The organism is Tangfeifania sp. (assembly GCF_055108615.1).
The window spans coordinates 1-17,105 of the sequence record NZ_JBSQIC010000011.1 but is presented as its reverse complement, the minus strand read 5'-3'; the positions used below and the strand labels follow the sequence as shown (position 1 = coordinate 17,105).

12 protein-coding genes are annotated in these 17,105 nt (G+C 43.2%); 6 read left to right on the top strand and 6 right to left on the bottom strand.

Features of this window, described 5'->3' with window-relative positions; all coding sequences use genetic code 11:
- Window positions 1-247 precede the first annotated feature (247 nt).
- Both ACTCNA_RS03975 and ACTCNA_RS03970 read left to right on the top strand, forming a co-directional pair.
- Window positions 248-1,693 carry a glycoside hydrolase family 140 protein gene (locus ACTCNA_RS03975; RefSeq protein WP_462946601.1) on the top strand — a complete coding sequence of 482 codons (1,446 nt, stop codon included), beginning with the start codon at window positions 248-250 and terminating at the stop codon, window positions 1,691-1,693.
- A 10-nt stretch (window positions 1,694-1,703) separates the two neighbouring features.
- Window positions 1,704-3,098 (top strand): putative collagen-binding domain-containing protein, encoded by a 1,395-nt coding sequence (locus tag ACTCNA_RS03970; RefSeq protein WP_462946600.1) that lies wholly within the window; start codon window positions 1,704-1,706, stop codon window positions 3,096-3,098.
- Window position 3,099: 1 nt separating this feature from the next.
- Here ACTCNA_RS03970 and ACTCNA_RS03965 read toward each other — a convergent pair whose 3' ends face one another.
- Together ACTCNA_RS03965 and ACTCNA_RS03960 are read right to left on the bottom strand one after the other, a co-directional pair.
- Entirely contained in the window at window positions 3,100-7,320 is a 4,221-nt protein-coding gene (locus ACTCNA_RS03965) for a translocation/assembly module TamB domain-containing protein (protein ID WP_462946599.1), read from the bottom strand.
- Window positions 7,321-7,336: 16 nt separating this feature from the next.
- Window positions 7,337-9,172, bottom strand: coding sequence for a BamA/OMP85 family outer membrane protein (locus ACTCNA_RS03960; protein WP_462946598.1), 1,836 nt, complete (start codon window positions 9,170-9,172; stop codon window positions 7,337-7,339).
- A gap of 289 nt (window positions 9,173-9,461) precedes the next feature.
- Between ACTCNA_RS03960 and ACTCNA_RS03955 the strand changes: the two genes are divergently transcribed.
- On the top strand, window positions 9,462-10,385 hold the full coding sequence (locus ACTCNA_RS03955; RefSeq protein WP_462946597.1) for a YihY/virulence factor BrkB family protein: 924 nt from the start codon (window positions 9,462-9,464) through the stop codon (window positions 10,383-10,385).
- A gap of 116 nt (window positions 10,386-10,501) precedes the next feature.
- On the opposite strand, the gene ACTCNA_RS03950 is transcribed toward ACTCNA_RS03955, so the two are convergent.
- The 3 genes from ACTCNA_RS03950 to ACTCNA_RS03940 form a co-directional block, all read right to left on the bottom strand.
- Window positions 10,502-11,548: an AI-2E family transporter gene (locus tag ACTCNA_RS03950; protein WP_462946596.1), complete on the bottom strand. Its 1,047-nt coding sequence runs from the start codon at window positions 11,546-11,548 to the stop codon at window positions 10,502-10,504.
- 11 nt (window positions 11,549-11,559) lie between these two features.
- A complete protein-coding gene (locus ACTCNA_RS03945) occupies window positions 11,560-12,891 on the bottom strand; it encodes a saccharopine dehydrogenase C-terminal domain-containing protein (protein WP_462946595.1) in 1,332 nt (443 codons plus the stop codon).
- A 142-nt stretch (window positions 12,892-13,033) separates the two neighbouring features.
- Window positions 13,034-13,159 carry a hypothetical protein gene (locus ACTCNA_RS03940; protein ID WP_462946594.1) on the bottom strand — a complete coding sequence of 42 codons (126 nt, stop codon included), beginning with the start codon at window positions 13,157-13,159 and terminating at the stop codon, window positions 13,034-13,036.
- 329 nt (window positions 13,160-13,488) lie between these two features.
- Between ACTCNA_RS03940 and ACTCNA_RS03935 the strand changes: the two genes are divergently transcribed.
- Window positions 13,489-14,763: an outer membrane protein assembly factor BamB family protein gene (locus ACTCNA_RS03935; protein WP_462946593.1), complete on the top strand. Its 1,275-nt coding sequence runs from the start codon at window positions 13,489-13,491 to the stop codon at window positions 14,761-14,763.
- Window positions 14,760-15,173 (top strand): transposase, encoded by a 414-nt coding sequence (locus tag ACTCNA_RS03930; protein ID WP_462946592.1) that lies wholly within the window; start codon window positions 14,760-14,762, stop codon window positions 15,171-15,173. The genes ACTCNA_RS03935 and ACTCNA_RS03930 overlap by 4 nt, the downstream gene beginning before the upstream one ends.
- 404 nt (window positions 15,174-15,577) lie before the next feature.
- Here ACTCNA_RS03930 and ACTCNA_RS03925 read toward each other — a convergent pair whose 3' ends face one another.
- Entirely contained in the window at window positions 15,578-15,967 is a 390-nt protein-coding gene (locus tag ACTCNA_RS03925) for a DUF302 domain-containing protein (protein WP_462946591.1), read from the bottom strand.
- Window positions 15,968-16,359: 392 nt separating this feature from the next.
- On the opposite strand from ACTCNA_RS03925, the gene ACTCNA_RS03920 reads away from it, so the two are divergent.
- The coding region (locus tag ACTCNA_RS03920; RefSeq protein ID WP_462946590.1) for an asparagine synthase-related protein at window positions 16,360-17,105 on the top strand (746 nt) is incomplete at its 3' end.

The window sequence follows — 17,105 nt, the reverse complement described above, 5'->3', positions numbered from 1 at the left end:
TCTTCTAAAAATGAGCATTCCCCCTCTAAGGTAAGGGAATCGGGAAGTAAGAAATCAGTTTTTATAAATGGTCGATTCAGGTATCTGGCATACTGCCAGGAGACCCCCGGGTTGTTAGCAAATAATGCCATCAGTATTTACTTTTTCCAGTTATTTGAATGAATCTTTTTTTGAAGTCGTTAAATTATTTCTATTTTTCAAAAATGAATTAAAACTATGTACTAATTTTATAAAAACCTGCAGCTAAATGAATCATAAAATTAAATTTTCATTCCTCCTTATTTTTCTGACAATCTTTACAATTTCCTCAGGCCAGGTAAATAAATGGACAGGCGAGCCAATTGATTTTTCGCGTGGTGAAATAATTGTATCCGAAAACAAACGTTTTTTGGTTTTTGAAGATGGCACTCCTTTTTTTTGGCTGGGCGATACGGCCTGGGAGCTGTTTCACCGGCTTTCGAAAGAGGAAACCGAAAAATACCTGGAAAACCGTCGGGAGAGAGGTTTTACGGTGATTCAGGCAGTGGTGCTGGCCGAACTCGACGGGCTGAATACACCTAATGCTGAAGGTGAAAAACCGTTGATTGATAACGATCCCACCCAGATTAACGAAGCCTATTTCCGGCATGTTGACTGGGTGATTAAAAAGGCGGAAGAAAAAGGATTGGTAATTGGCTTGCTCCCCACCTGGGGCGATAAATGGAATAAAAAGTGGGGTGTGGGACCGGTGGTTTTCACGCCCGAAAATGCAAAAATTTTTGGCGAAATCGTTGGAGAGCGGTATAAAGATTCTCCAAACATAATTTGGATTGTAGGCGGTGATCGCCCGATTGAAAAGGAAAGCCACCGGCAGATTGTAAGTTCCATGGCGCGCGGGTTGCGTGAGGGAGACGAGGGAGCGCATCTCATCACTTTTCATCCAACCGGAGGTTTGGGCTCATCTGAATATTTTCACGAAGAAGCGTGGCTCGATTTTAACATGCGCCAGAACGGGCACAATGTAAATTTTACCGGTGTTTATGAAAATACCCTGAAAGATTACAACCGCATTCCTGTAAAACCGGTTATCGACGGGGAACCCATTTACGAAGATCATCCCATTCAGTTTAACCCGCAGCAAAATGGCCATTCCACCTCGGCAGATGTGCGGCGCCCGTTGTACTGGAATTTGTTCAGCGGCGCTTTTGGCCACACTTACGGTCATCACTCCATTTGGCAAATGTGGCAACCCGGTCGTAATCCCGTTAATTTTCCGCTCATGCCATGGTACGAGGCAATTAATCAGCCGGGCTCGGCGCAAATGCAATACGGCCGGAAGCTCATGGAATCGCGGCCTTTCCTGACCCGCATTCCCGATAATTCCATAATTGTTGCTGACGATGTTCCTACTTCCGTTCCCGGAGCCGGGCAGTACCGTTTTGTGGCCACGCGGGATTCAGAGGGAACTTATGCAATGGTTTATGCCCCGGTTGGGCGGCCGTTCACTGTAAAAATGGATGCAGTAAGAAGCGCTGAAGTAATAGCCTGGTGGTATAACCCGCGCAACGGAGAAGCAACCAGAATTGGCGAATTCCCGGGGTTTGGCACCCGTACTTTTACGCCGCCAACTCCCGGCGAAAACCTGGACTGGATTCTGGTTCTGGATAGTGCAAACGCGGGGTTTGATGCGCCCGGGCGGATACTGAAAAATTAAAAAATTAGTCATGATGTTTCAAAAGTATTTTTTACCGATTGTTTCTGGAATTCTGTTTTTTGTGAGTTTTCAGAATAGACAGGCCACAGCTCAGGCTATTCAACCCTGGGACGAAAATCCCTGGTATTGGCAATTTGATGGAGAACCTGTGCTTTTGCTCGGTGCCAGCAGCGACGATAACCTGTTTCAGTGGCCGGCGGAGAAATTGGTTCCGCATCTCGATTCCATGAAAGCAGTGGGTGCCAACTATGTGCGCAATACCATGAGCGACCGCAACGACCGTGGTTTTGAGCTCTATCCGTTTAAAAAATTGCGAAATGGAAAATACAACCTGGATAAATGGAACCGGGAATACTGGCAGCGTTTTGAGTTTTTTTTGAAAGAAACAGCCAAACGCGATATCATTGTTCAGATTGAGGTGTGGGATCGGTTTGATTATTCTCGTAACAACTGGCCACCACATCCATATAATCCGGGAAACAATGTAAATTATTCGTATGGAGAATCGGGTTTGGTAGTGGAATATCCCGACCATCCGGGACGTAACAAACAGCCGTTTTTCTTCACTACTCCAAAACAGCAGAACAACGAGGTTTTGCTTAAATTTCAACGGCAGTTCGTGGAAAAAATGCTTTCCTATTCTTTAAAACATAATCACGTGCTTTACTGCATGGACAACGAAACTTCGGCAGAAGAAGAGTGGGCTGTTTTTTGGGCCCAATTTATTTTGGATGAAGCTAAAAAACAAGGCAAAACTGTTTTTGTTACCGAGATGTGGGACAACTGGGATTTGAAATCAGAGAACCACAAACGTACTTTCGACCATCCTGAGTTGTATTCCTTTTGCGATGTGTCGCAAAACAACCACCAGCGCAACCAGACACACTGGGATAATTTCCAGTGGGTGCGGGAGTACATTGCCAAACATCCGCGGCCCGTTAATACCGTAAAAACTTATGGTGCCGACGGCGGCCCCCATGGAAATAGCAACAATGCCATTGACAGCTGGTGGCGGCACCTGGTTGGTGGTGCGGCATCGGCCCGTTTTCACCGGCCAACTTCCGGGCTGGGTCTTTCCGGACTTTCAATGAACTCGGTGAAAGCTGCCCGGAAAATTGAAGAAGAAGTTAAATTCTGGGAAGTTGAGCCCGGTATGGATTTACTTTCAGAAAGAGAAGAAAACGAAGCCTACCTTGCTGCGAAACCCGGCGAAAAGTATGTGATATTTTTCCCGGATGAAGGCGAAGTGGGATTGAACCTGAATGATTTTTCAGTCCCATTCAAACTGAAATGGATGAACGTGCGGGCCGGCGAATGGCACAGCGAAAAAGAGATGGAAGGCGGCGGAATTGTAAACCTGAAAACTCCCGGTGGAAATGAATGGGTGGCAGTTTTGGTGAATTAACCTACTCCACCTCAAATTTCAGGATCACATCAAAGCCGCTGTCGTTGGAGGAATTGTTGAGTTCGAAGAACAGAAACCGGAACAGTTCGTATTCCAGTTTCACTTCATATTTTGCCATGTTTGTTTCGTCTGTTTCGCCAAAACGCTGCTCGTAACTTACAAAAAGGTCGTTGGTGATGTATTTGCCCACCACCACCGTAGCGTTGTCGAAGCTGCCATCGCTTTTCACTTCAATATAATCCACATTCAGTTTGTCGCCGAGGAAATTTGTTATTTGGGATGACAGGATTGAGGCGGCTGCTTTTCCGGCCAGGCTGCCGCCACCCGCCCCGGCCACGTTGTTTTGCTCGTCGATGGTGAGTTCGTTCATGCTTTTTCCGAATAAAATGTATGACAGGGCATCGCCTTCACTAATGGTGCTGTCATCTAATTTGAAACTCACTTCGGGCGATTCGGCCGTTCCGGAAATGTCAACTGTGAGCACCTGCTCGGCGCGCTGTGCGTTTCTGAACCGGTAAGAAGCAGTAATGTTCATTTGCGGCATCATCTCTTCACCTCCCTGGAAATTGATTGTGCCTTCGTTAATTATAAAAGTTTTGCCCAGCAAATCGTACTGTCCGCGCACCACATTTACCGAGCCGAATAATTCAAAAAACTCCCCGTTTTTAATGAGTTCCACATCGCCTGAAATTTCAATGCGCATGTCATTATTTTTAATCCAGGTGTTTTTGGGAATTTTTACACCCAGCCTGCCGCGGAGTTTATCGAGAAATTCAAAATTTAGCGAGTCGGTTGGTGCAGATCCAGGTTCTGGATTGGTGAAGGTTGTTGAATCTGTATAAAGTGATAACTTTTCGGCTTCCCTGACCAGGATTGGCTTGGGCATTTCAGGCACATTCAGTTTTCCCATCATCTGTAAAATAGCCGGCAGATAAATTTCAGCCTGGGGGATGTTTAAATTGCCGCCGTAAACCAAATTATCTTTTTCACCGCCAAGGCTTGCATTTCCTGAAACCTGCATGTTGAAACTGCGGTGGTTAAACGGGTTGAACTTATTGAAAACAAGTTTAATCTCCGACTGAATGAGGTCTCCTTTGTACAATTCCGATTCAAAATTAACCTCTCCCTTCCCGGTGAGGTTCCCGTCGGCACTCATTATCCTGAATGAATCCACTTCAACTTTATCGCGCAGGAAGTTCAGGTTCAGTTTGATATTTTGATAATCGATTCCGTATTCATCCATTTTGAAAGAGGCATCAGCGAGCTTTAAGGCTCCTACCGGTTGTGGCGAATTTGCAGTGCCGGTAATAACCATTTTCCCGTTAACCTGTCCGTTGATTTCTGCAGAAGGATTCATTGTTTCTAAAATCGCCAGTGAAAAATTCTTCAGATTAACCTGTCCGCTAATGGAATCTTCAGGATTAAAATTAAAACTTAACGAATCCGGTTCATACTGAACAGGAAGCGAAGCTGAAAAACTAAATTCACCATTATCTTCGGTTTCTATTTCCGATTCGGCAGAGAACTGATTTTCCCGGAAATTGAAATTAGCATCTATTTTTGGGAAACCATAATCATTGTATTTTGCCTCGTTTACCGAAAAATTACCATTTGCCAGCGGCGATTCCATAGTTCCGGAAACGTTAACTTTGCTTTCCAGAAAGCCTGAAAAATCATTTGTAATATCCAGTTTTTGCAAGATAGCGGCCGATAAATTTGTGATGTTCATTCGGGCATTGACCGAATCGTTGTTGCTAAAACCAAACATCATAGAATCGAGACGAGCCTGAACCGGAAGCCTGGCAGTCAGTTCAACTTTTCCGCTGTCTTTCGAAAAAATGTTGGTTTCAACCCGTAATTCATTTTCGCTGTAATCCAGATTTCCGTTGATGCCGGTAAATTCATACCCTGCAAAAGATGCACCGGCAAACGAATATGTTGTATTAAGCTCGGGCGATTTTGCATTGCCGCTTACGTTAATTTTTGTGCTGAACAGGGAGGTAACCGGGTATTCCAACTCCAAAAAACGACTGAGTGTTCCAATGTTTAGCCGGTCAATTTCGAGGGTGAAATCTTCCTCCTCCCGGAGACTTATTATTCCGTTTGCACTGATAACCTGCGGCGAATCGGTGTTGCCAGAGGCCACCCTGAAATTATTTACCGTGTAATTTACCGAATCGAATTCAATGGTGGCTGGTGCGTTTTGCAAAGCCCAGTGCTGTTCCTGATAATTGGTTTCCCAGCTATTTAGCGTAAGCCTTGTTTTTTCTCCCGGAACAATGCCGGTCTGCAGGCTGGTGGTTAACTCTGAAGCCTGAAGCCGGGCATCGAGGAATAACGAATCTGCATTGCCATCAATAGTCGCCGTGATTGAATCCACTTTCAGGTTCCCCGATTCCAGTCTGCCTGCGAAAATTTGAGCGCTAAGCATGGTGTCGGTTTTTGTAATCCATCCGGTTGCTGCCAGTTGAAGTTGTTCCAGCAGAATGTCATCGTATCGCGAAGAGTTCAGCTCAACGTTCGATTCCAGGTTTAGCGAATCGGGCCTTCCGAAAAGGTGTGCCGTCAATTTTCCGCTGGTGTTTACATCTACCCCGGCCAGGTAAGCACTGAATTCATTGAGGCTGTCAATTTTGGCAGAAAGTTGCAGGTCGGAGTTTGACGTTAAACTGTACACGCCGCTGGCTTCAAGCCGGGCCATTTGCGTTTTTAGCCTCAACGAATCGATATTAATGGTTTGGTTTTTGAAATTGCCGGCTGCAAACAGTGAATCAATCTGAATGTGCTGAAATTCTGAACCATTTCCGGAAATTGTAGCATTGGCACTCATTTTTTCAGGATCGAATCCGGTTCCCGTAACTGCCGCCTGCAAATTCAGGTTTGAATAAAGACTGTCGATTCCGGTGAGCAGCGCTAAATTGAGGTCGTTTGTAGTAAGGTTCAGTTTGTATTCAGGGTTTTCCATGAAGTTTTGAATGTGGTGAACCAGGTTGAACGAACCGAAATTTCCACGTCCCCGGAAATTACCTGTCACATTTCCGTTTTCCAGGTTTAGTGTGAAATTGAGCCGGTCGATTTGCCTGTTTTCAATAACCCAGTTGTTCAACTGTCCGCTAATTTCACTGCTGGCTGTTTTCGGGTCAAATCCACGGCCGTTTGCTTCCAGTGTGCCATTCAGGAAGTACATTAAATCAGGATTGTTGAGCCAGTAGCCCAGTTCAACATTTTCGAAATCAACGGTGAGTTGATAACCGGGTTGAATATTTGTTTTTTCAGAAAGAAAATTCTGCAGGTTGGAGGTGCCGGCATTGATGAGAATATGTTGATCCTGGTCGGATAATTCGATTGTAGCTTTCGCCGCATTATTTTCCAAGTTTGCCGTTAATTTTACAGTTGGCCGGGCAGGCAGCGTCAGCGAAGGCAAAAAATAGCTGAACTCAGAAATGTCAACCGCAGCGGTTTCGAAATTAGCAGCGCCATTTTTGAGTGAATCGGATTCCACCTCGGCCATTCCTTCCAGGGAGTTTCTTCCTGTTTCTACATAAAAATTACTCAACTCGATGGTTTCGGTATCGCGTTTCACGTTAAATTTCAGTTGGTTCAGAATGAAATCGGGCTGAAGGGTTGAAAATGAAAATGAATCCAGCGTGAGCTCCTGGCTTTTTTCAGCCCAGTTCAGCGAAAGCTCTGTGTTCAGGTTCTTAATTTCTTTGGGAATAATAGTGTCCAGCGCTTCGGTTTTTATGTTGCCGTTTGTGAGCATGAAATTCCCCAGGTTAATTTCAAACGAACCCGGTTCTTCGGAAGTTTTGCTTGTTTGGGGGCCGGGTTTTATGAGCTGCTGGAAATTCCATACAGAATCTGAATTTTGGCTGAGGAATAAGCGTGGAGAGTACAAACCGGCTGAGTGAATGTCCAGCTTACCGGAAAGCAGTGGCCAAAGGCTATAATACAGTTCAATTTTTTCAATGCTGGCCAACGTGTCATTCTCAGCTTTCAGCAAAATATTGTTTATGGAGAGGTGGGTGAAAAAGTTGCCGTCGATTTTGCCAATTTGCAGTTCGCCGTTCAGGAAGCGGGCGGATTGGTTTTCGGCAACGGATGCAATTTTTCTTTTCCCCGGTTGGGTCTGAATGAGCAAGGCGGCCAATACCAGTACAAGTACCACCAGAAGGAGGAGTCCTCCCACCGAAAGTAAACTGTATTTTATGCCTTTTCTCATTGTTGTAAAATTTATTTTAAAATGCCTGTCCCACGCTTATAAAAAACTGTGGACTTTTTTTCTCGTTCCATAACGGAAACCCTGCATCGAAACGCACCGGGCCAATTGGTGTGTCGATCCTTATACCCGATCCGGCAGCATATCCCAAATCGTTAAAATGATAAGTGAAAGATTCTTCCCAAACATTGCCCGCTTCTATAAATGCCACGAGGCTGAGCCGCCAAAACAGTGGGTAGCGTACTTCAAAATTACTTTCGAAAATACTTTTCCCGCCAAGCGGAGTTCCGCTTTCGCGTTTTGGACCGAGTTCGGAGCGGTTCCAGCCACGGATGGAGTTGCTGCCGCCCGAGTAAAAACGGTCTTCAACCGGGATGAATTGCCTGCTGTCAGACGAATTGATTCCCCCGGCCATTAGCCGGAATGCCAGGATCACGTCGCCGGTTTTCCGGTAGGTTCTGAAATCGGCCCACAGTTTAGTGTAGTTAAAATCACTTCCAAATAAATATCCGTTCATCTTAAAACCAAATGAAACGTTCATCCCATCGGACGGAGAAAACCTGGGGGTGGAATTATCAAAGACAGTGCTGAGCAAAACCCCTGATTTTTTGTACGGAAACTTGTCGCTTTCAAAATCGGAAAACTCTTCGTCGCCGGCTTCAAGTAACTGTTCCACATCTTCGTAATAATAGGTGAGTTTACTGTTTAACCGGGGATTGAAATGATACGTTACCGGCACATTAACTCCCCATGTCCGGGTTGTGTAGCCGGGTTCCTCTTTTCGGTTGATAAACGGATTGACAGATATGGAGCTGTTCATGCCCAGAAATTGGGGCTGAATCCAGCTTAACCGTGCCAAGTAGGGTTCGAGTGCCGAGTGTTTCAGGTAAAGGTTGAGGCGACGGGCACTTTCCAAAAATCCACGGTAACTTAAATCGAGAAATGCCCTGAATTTATCCTCCGTACCGTAACCAGCACCAAGCCTCGTGTTCAGCCGGGGTGCTTCTTCAATATAAACCGAAACGGGGATGGGACTTTTTTGCGTTTCGGGTACTTTCTCAGGAAAAACGGAAACCACCCTGAACATGCGGAGACGGTAAAGATTTTGACGGGTTTCATTTAAAACCGATTTGCTGTATAAATCACCATCGGAATACTTCAGCTGTTTTTTTATGAATTCTTCCGAAACATTTTTGTTGCCCGAAATGGTAGTTTCTCCGATGTATGATTTGGGGCCGGGATTGACGGAGTAATGAATACCCGTACTGTTGTCATCGAGCTTAAGGTTTAAAATATAGGTGGCAGTGGCGTAAGCGTATCCCTGGCTTTTAAAAGCATCCTCAATTACGCGGAGATCATCATTTATGGCTTTGTCGCGAAACCGCTTTCCTTTAACCAGTTCCAGTTTTTTTATTACCTTTTCTTTTTCCAGCAGGCTGTCAATGTTTTCAGTTTTACTTTGAATAGTTATTGAAACACTGTCGGTTACAACCGGTTCGCCTTCCTCAACTTCAATTGTTAGTTTCAGGGTTTGTTTTTTCTCATTTGTTTTTAGTGGCAGAAGTGTTGCCCGGGCATTTAAAAAACCTTCGCTTTGATAAATCCGGATGAGGCGTTCCAGAGCCAGATTAACCAGCTCTTCGCTGTATAAAAAAGGTTCTTTATCGGTGAAAACTTTTTCAAGGTAAGAAACTTCTTTTAACGCCATTTTGTCCAGCAGGAAATCTTTGTCGAGCGTTTTGTTTCCCTGAAAAGTTATTCGGCGGACTTCATAATTTTCCTGTGCTTGCAGGCTGAAAATATTTCCGCAAACAAGTAATATGGAAATTATGAAAGTTGAAAACCGGAACCGCATAAATTAATGTTCAATCTCCTGACAAAAGGTCTCGAATAATTTTTGTAACAATAACATTGTAAATGTTGATTGGTTACCAAATTTGTACCAATGACAGATTATTAAAATGAGCCGTAATTTAAATCTTTTTCGTGGATAAAATTCCACACTTTTCCACAACTTTAAGGAAAAACCCAACAAGTTTTTTCCATTTCTATTTGTTGGGGGGCTTTTTAGTGGGTTTTTGTGCATGGCATAGTTTTTTCAGATTGTTTACCGATTTGAACCTGTGTTAATAGTGGACAAAAAAATGTATAAAAATAACTTGGTTACAAAAACTATTGATGGTTTTAAAATAGTAAAAAAAGCGCTTTTGCATTTTAACAGCAACCGGCCGGTTGAGCATGCGGGGACAACCGCCTACTTTGCTATTTTCTCAATGGTGCCAATACTTATTATCATTATTTCTATTTTTGGATATTTTGCAGGTGATGAAGCCATCCGCGAAAAATTGTTTGATGAAATTAACCTGCTCATTGGCTCGGAAAGTACGCGGGTTTTACGAAATGCCATTACAAATTACAAAATTGCTGAAAACAGTGGTTTGGGAACAATAATCGGGATTGGGTTTTTCCTGGTTTCGGCTACAACACTGTTCAGTGCCATGCAAAATTCCATCAATTATATTTGGCGGATAAGAATCAGGTCGAATTTGAAAATGAGTGTTTTAAACCTGCTGAAAACCCGTGCTTTATCGTTTGGAGTTATTTTGAGTTTAGGGTTTGTGTTGCTGGTTTCGCTTGTTGTTGACGCTTCCATTGGCTTTCTGAAAGATTTCCTTTCTGACCGGTTCAGCCCCGATTTTGTGGTGGTAGCTCAAATCTTGAATACTATATTATCGCTGGTAATTATTGCCACCGTTTTTGCATTTATTTACCGTTTCCTGCCTGATGTGAAGGTAAAATGGAGTGCCAGCTGGTTTGGGGCTGTTTTTACCTCCATTTTGTTTGCGGTGGGGAAAATAATAATTGGATTATTTATCGGGAACAGCAATCTTGGAGCGGTTTACGGAGCTGCCAGTTCGTTTGTGGTAATTCTTATTTGGATTTATTTTGTGTCCATCATTTTTTATTTTGGGGTGGAGTTAACCTACCAGTTTTCGCTGTTTTACAGGTATAAAATGGAACCGGCAAAATATGCCGTGCCTTTTGAAATTGCGCGCATTAAAGAATAAAGTGGTCAAAATCCAAAGCTCAAAAATCCAAACCAAATTCAAAAAAGGGACTTCGTTTTTTGTGGATTAATTTTTTTTTGTAACGGGAGGCATTGAATGTTCTATTGATAAAAAGTTTATCTTTTTTCTTTTTTTTTGTTTATTTCCCCGTGCTGGCTGAGAAGTACTGCGATTGGCCGGGTGTCAGGAAATTCAGACATGATTATTATAATGATTACCGTAATGGGAACACTGAGCAACATTCCTGTAACACCCCACATAACTCCCCAGAGCGCAAGTGTAAGAAAAACCACCAGCGGGCTGATGTTCAAAGAAGTGCCCATGATGCGCGGCTCAACCAGGTTTCCCATGACAAGTTGAATAGCACCCACAATTGCCAACACCAGGATTGCAGGTGTTATTTCGCCAAACTGAAGCATAGCAAAAATGGCGGGGAAAAGAGTTGCTATCAGCGACCCGATGGATGGGATGAAATTCAGCACGAAAATCAGGAACGACCAGAAAAGCGGGGCATCCACACCAATAATCAGCAACACAAAATAACTCAGCATTCCGGTTATCAGGCTGACAAGAGTTTTTACAGCTATATAATTACTTACCGATTTGTCAATTTTTTTGATCAGGCCGTTAACCCTGTTGTAACTTTTTGGGTCGGGGTACATGGCTTTTACTTTTTTGGGCAGAATGGGTTCTTCGAGTAAAAGAAAAATTAAGTAAAGGAAAACCATGAAAGCATCGCCAAACAGCCCGGTAAGTGTAGAGAATATTTTAGAGAGAATGTCTCCAAAATTCAATTCATCGGCAAAATCGCTCAGTAGCGATGATAAGTCCACATTGAATTGTTGGTTTATGGAGTTGGTTATTTTATTAACATTGGCCTCGTAAACCGGCAAAGTCTTCGATAGTTGCTGAATGTTCTGGCTTATCATTTCCACGGTAAAAACCAGGAAAGTAAGCAAAAGCACGTATGATATGATTGTTAGAACCCATTGGGGCAGCCTGCCTACGTATTTAATTTTTGAAAGAATGTTTCTGATAACCCGTATGAGGAATAAAAACAGGATGGCAAGAATAAAAGGTATGATGATTCCCTGTGCATAAATCAGCACCATTACCAGGGTAACAATAATCAGAAAAATATAAATTCTTTTAGTTGTTTCCATGCGTTATGTCATTAGTTCAACTTAGCGCTTTCAGGCAGGCCCCACTCTTCATTCATTTTAATTCCGAGGGCTTCCAGTTCGTCTAACACTGGCTCGTAAATGCTTTTTATAACCGGAATCTGAACCCCGGTATTGTTAATTTCCCCGTTTAAAATCAGCTTTACGGCAACTGCGGCCGGAAGGGCAACAGTGCGCGCTATCGATGTGTTTCCAGCTGTCGAAAAATAGAGCATTCGCGACCGGATGACCTCTTTTTCACCTTTTGAATTTTCAATTAAAAAGAAATGCAGCATCACAACCATATCGCGGGCCTCTCCGGGCAGCATCATCTTTTGTAACATTAACATGGCAGTGAGGTCGAAAGTTGAACCTTCTTTCAGATTTATCATGTTATTGTCGAAATAGCCAAGCCAGTCCAAAGCAATAATTGCCGGATGATCCAATTCGAGGTTTAACGTTCCTGCCAGTTTTTCTTTCACGTTTTTGGGATAAACGCCAATTTTTTCTGAAACTACTTCTTTGAAGTTTTTCCCTTCAAAGTTTTGTATTTCATGCGAAAGCAAACCGAGCGACTTGATCACATCCATAGCTTCGCACCAGTGAGGATGCCTGAATGTTCCCATGTAAACAGTCCGGGCTTCTGGTATCCCGTAATGTCCAACATAGTGCAGCGAATTGCGGTTGGGATAAACCTCCATATTGCCCACTTCGGGAAAATCGATTTTCAACGGATTTTTAAACAGGTTTTCTGTTGGGATTTCTACCACCTCGTTATTTTTTAAAAACGTTGCGCCATTGTTACTGGCTTTTAATACACCGCGTGGCGGCCACGAAAATTTATAACCAAAAGGATTATTGGCTTCTTCGGGAGCGGGTAAAGCCCCGTAAAGTGAGTAAAATTCATTTATCTTTCCGCCATTTTCGTGCACTTTATCGATAATGCGTTTGGCTGTCATGTGATCGAAACCGGGATCAACTCCAATTTCATTCAAAAATAATACACCAGCTTGCTGAGCATTGGCATGTAAATTTTGCATTTCCGCTGAAACGTAGGAAGTAGTAACCAAATTTTTCTTGTGTTCCAGGCAATGCCGTGCAACTTCAACATGATGCTCGGCGGGAAGCAGGCTTACGGTTATATCATGTTCGGCTATCAGTTTATCCAGCAGTCCTGTGTTGTCAATTGTCCACGAAAGGGCTGTGCCGCCTTGCCGTGAACTGATAATTTTTTCGGCTTTTGCCTGTGTGCGGCTGGCTATTGTAACGTTAAAATTATTATCGAGCAAATAATGTGCTATGGGACCTGCAACCATGCCTGCCCCCAAAATCAAAACTTTTTTCATTTCATCTACCTCTTTCTGTCCGGATATGTGGGTTGAATTCCTCCATCCGTTTTCATTTTTTTATTAAAGATTGTAAAGGTCGTGAATTTTTTTGAACAGAAACTGATTTATGACCTGTTAAAGACAAGGTTTTATGAAATGGTTACAAAATAGGATTGGTACTGAATTGATCGTTAATGGCTTTTAAGGTTTCCTCGCGCAGGTTTGCTACCAGTTCTTTCTGGTTGTGATTATGAAAAGTGTCAACAATTTTATCGGCAAATCCCACAAAGCCGGATATGCCGTAAATGCCCGGCCTGTAATTTTTTTAAACATTTTTATGCCAAACGAAAATGATGTGCTGTAATTGTTGGCAGTTATCCTGCTGCAGTCAAAGGTATTTTTAATGTATAGAATTGCAAATCCCAATGCCCCAACTGAATAAAACAGAATCAGAAAATAAGTGGCGTATTTTGAGGTCTTTTGTTTCAAAATTAATGTGTTTTTGGGCTAATTTATATTTTATTTTTGTTTCGCGGAGAATGAGTGAACATGGAAATGTCATAATTTCATATTCTTTTTTTATTTTAGTTGCCAAATCAACTTAAATCAAAAATCATGATTAGCCGCTTGTTTGTTTCAATTGTTTCTTTGTTGTTGTTAAGTGCGTGTAATACATCAGAACCGGGCCAAAACTGGACCCATTTCAGAGGATCGGAAATGGATGGACATGCCAATGTGGAATCAGCCCCGCTTGAGTGGAGCGATTCAACCAATATTGCCTGGAAAGTACCGGTTGAAGGGAAGGGCTGGTCGTCGCCGGTGGTTTTTGGCGATCAAATCTGGCTGACATCTGCTACCGACGACGGCACTGAATTTTACGCATTGTGTTTCGATTTTGAAAGTGGAGAACTGTTGAACAAACAAACCGTGTTTACCAGCGAAAATCCGCAACACATTCACAGCACCAACTCGTATGCTACGCCCACACCTTGTATTGAAGATGGCTATGTGTACGTGCATTACGGAACTTTTGGCACCGCCTGTATTAATACACGTAATTTTGAAGTGGAGTGGAAACGCGAGGATTTGAAATGCGACCACATGCAGGGACCGGCATCTTCGCCCATCCTTCATAAAAATATGCTGATTGTGCATTTGGAAGGAACGGAAAATCCGTATGTGGTGGCGCTCGATAAAAAAACCGGCGAAACCATCTGGAAAAGTGTGCGGCCTGCTGAAATTTACGACCCGCTGGAACCGGTTTACCGGAAATCGTACCAAACGCCCATTGTAATTGAGGCGGATGGGCGTGAACTCCTAATCAGCAACGCCGCTTTTATGTGTTTTGCCCACGATGTAAATACCGGCGAAGTGGTCTGGACCATCGAATACGGCTACGATTCAACCGTGAGCCAGCCGCTTTACTGGAACGGGCTGGTATTTGTCAATTCAGGATGGATTTTTCTGGACAACAAGCCTTTTTTTACACGGCAGTATGCCGTCGATCCCACCGGCAAGGGCGATGTAACCGAAACGCATGTGAAATGGATGTACGAGGATGAGGTGCCGCAAATTCCCACTCCGGTAATTGTGGATGGTAAAATGTATATGGTGCACGATCGCGGAATGGTTACCTGCCTCGATGCGATGACCGGTGAACCAACCTGGAAAGAAAAATTGCGCGGCAATTTCAATGCGTCGCCCGTTTATGCGGCCGGCAACATCTACTTTTTTAATGTAAAAGGCGACTGCACCATTATAAAACCCGGCGACTCGTTTCAAAAAGTAGCCGAAAACAGCATTGGCGAAACGGTAAAAACAGTTCCGGTTTTTGTACGGGGCCGAATGATACTGCGGACGCAAAAAAATCTTTATATGATAGGAAATTGAACTTTAATATTAGTGAGCAGGTGACCGAAAGTCACCAGCTCACTAAGGCGCGGTCTATTAATGATTCCATTTCTATTTTACTCCGTTCATATACAAGAGCCATTCAAAAACAGGAGAGTTTCACCGGAAGTCTTTTCCAGCACCGTACAAAAGCTAATTGTTTAACTGATATTTCAGGTGTAACACCGGCATGGTTTGAAACAGCATTTGGTTCATCGATTAATATTCCTGATGGAGAGAAAGATTACCCGCAGGTTTGTTTCAACTACATCCATCAAAATCCTGTAACAGCAGGATTTGTGAAGAACCCTGAAGACTGGGAATTCTCTTCATGCCAGGATTATGCGGGACTAAGAAATGGGAAATTGGTAAACAAAGAAAGGGCAAAAGAATTTGGAATAGAACATTGAGCTGGTGTCAATTAGAAAAAGACAGGGGTTCGATGCAATAATAACTGTTTGATTTGGTTGAATCCCATCAGGATTCTTTTAAATGGGCACGTCTGTACCCCGGATTACATCCGGGTCTAATGTTGATGAATCCTTTCAAGATTTTTTGGCCAACAAAAAAGCAGGAGCCCCGTTTTCATTGCAATACATGAAACACCCGTTGCATTACTTCAAACGCCCATTGCAGCACTTGAATTGCACGTTGCAGAATATCAAATGGTTGTTGCAATACTTCAAGTGGTTGTTGCACAACTTTAAATGGTCGTCGCACTACTTCAATCACTTGATGCACGAGTTGAAACGGTCGTTGCAAAAAAAACCAGCTGACGTTTTGTCAACTGGTTAGTTTTCTTATTCAGGTGAGATTACAATCTCTGAATCACTTTTTCCAGTCGGTTTTTAACCTCTGCGGCTACTTCCTGCACTGTTTCGTTCTTAACTTCTGCCATAGAAACAACAGGGTCAACTGCAGCTACTTCAACATCGCCATTTTCGTGTTCCTGAACCGCTACACTGCAGGGTAATAATACGCCAATGTTTTTTTCGCTAGTTACTGCCTTGTGGGCAAACGCAGGATTACAGGCCCCCAGAATCCGGTATTTCCTGAAATCGACATTAATTTTTTGTTTAAATGTATTTTGCATATCCACATCGGCAGGTACGCCAAACCCCTCTTTTTGAAGTTCGTTTTTAACCAGTTCAATTACTTCGTCAAAACTTTTTCCTTTTACTACTGTGTTTAAATAATAACTCATATCAATTTGCTTTTTTTTGTTAAACAATCTACTACTGCAATGTAAACAAATTAAGTGATTTAACGTTCAAACCGATTTTCTGATTCTTTCGCTTCCGGATAGAAAACCCGGCAATAAAGGCACACGACATGTTTAGCTAATTGCATTCTTCGTGAACATAGCGTCGTTTGTGTGAAAAATTTTGCAGCCCTGGCGTAGAAAATTCTACCAACCCTTGAAGAATTACACATTTGGTGTCAGTCTGGTAAATCATTTTAAGGTTGTTGGAAATCTTACTAAATGTAAATAAAAAATCAAGCAAACGAGAAAATATCTATTGTTCGTTTTGTATTATTGTCAAAGTGTTTATATTTGACAAAAAATTCAAGTAAAAACATTTAATTTTAAAAGATATGTGTGGAATTGTATGTGCATTTGATTTAAAGACAGACCCGCAGGTTCTGCGACCGCAGGTGCTGGAGATGTCGAAAAAACTGCGTCACCGCGGGCCCGACTGGTCGGGTATTTATTGCGGCGAAAAAGCAATTATTGCCCACGAGCGGCTTTCGATAGTTGACCCCGAATCGGGCGGTCAGCCCCTGTACAGTAAAGATCGGAAGCTGATTCTGGGTGTAAACGGGGAAATATACAACCACCGGGAAATCAGAAAACAGTTTGAAGGGAAATACGAGTTTTTAACGGGCTCCGACTGCGAAGTCATTCTGGCACTGTACAGAGAAAAGAAAGAAAAATTCCTCGACGATATGAACGGCATTTTTGCATTCGGACTTTATGATGAAGAAAACGATGCCTGGCTCATTGCCCGCGATCATATCGGGATTATTCCCCTTTACCAGGGCTGGGATCAGCACGGAAACTATTACGTGGCCTCGGAACTGAAAGCGCTCGAAGGTTACTGTACCAAAATTGAGGAGTTTCCGCCGGGGCACTATTTTTACAGCAAAGACGGCGAACTGAAACGCTGGTACGAGCGGGACTGGATGGAATACGAAAATGTAAAAGACAATCCGGCAGATATCGATGAATTATCGCAGGCGTTGGAGGATGCCGTTCACCGCCAGCTGATGTCGGATGTTCCCTACGGGGTGTTGCTGTCCGGCGGACTGGATTCGTCCATTACATCGGCACTGGCCAAAAA

Bases quoted from the DNA above. Each gene is read 5' to 3' on its own strand.
- ACTCNA_RS03955 (WP_462946597.1), top strand. From the start codon at position 9,462: ATGTATAAAAATAACTTGGTTACAAAAACTATTGATGGTTTTAAAATA.
- ACTCNA_RS03945 (WP_462946595.1), bottom strand. From the start codon at position 12,891: ATGAAAAAAGTTTTGATTTTGGGGGCAGGCATGGTTGCAGGTCCCATA.
- ACTCNA_RS03950 (WP_462946596.1), bottom strand. From the start codon at position 11,548: ATGGAAACAACTAAAAGAATTTATATTTTTCTGATTATTGTTACCCTG.
- ACTCNA_RS03935 (WP_462946593.1), top strand. From the start codon at position 13,489: ATGATTAGCCGCTTGTTTGTTTCAATTGTTTCTTTGTTGTTGTTAAGT.
- ACTCNA_RS03960 (WP_462946598.1), bottom strand. From the start codon at position 9,172: ATGCGGTTCCGGTTTTCAACTTTCATAATTTCCATATTACTTGTTTGC.
- ACTCNA_RS03975 (WP_462946601.1), top strand. From the start codon at position 248: ATGAATCATAAAATTAAATTTTCATTCCTCCTTATTTTTCTGACAATC.
- ACTCNA_RS03925 (WP_462946591.1), bottom strand. From the start codon at position 15,967: ATGAGTTATTATTTAAACACAGTAGTAAAAGGAAAAAGTTTTGACGAA.
- ACTCNA_RS03970 (WP_462946600.1), top strand. From the start codon at position 1,704: ATGATGTTTCAAAAGTATTTTTTACCGATTGTTTCTGGAATTCTGTTT.
- ACTCNA_RS03965 (WP_462946599.1), bottom strand. From the start codon at position 7,320: ATGAGAAAAGGCATAAAATACAGTTTACTTTCGGTGGGAGGACTCCTC.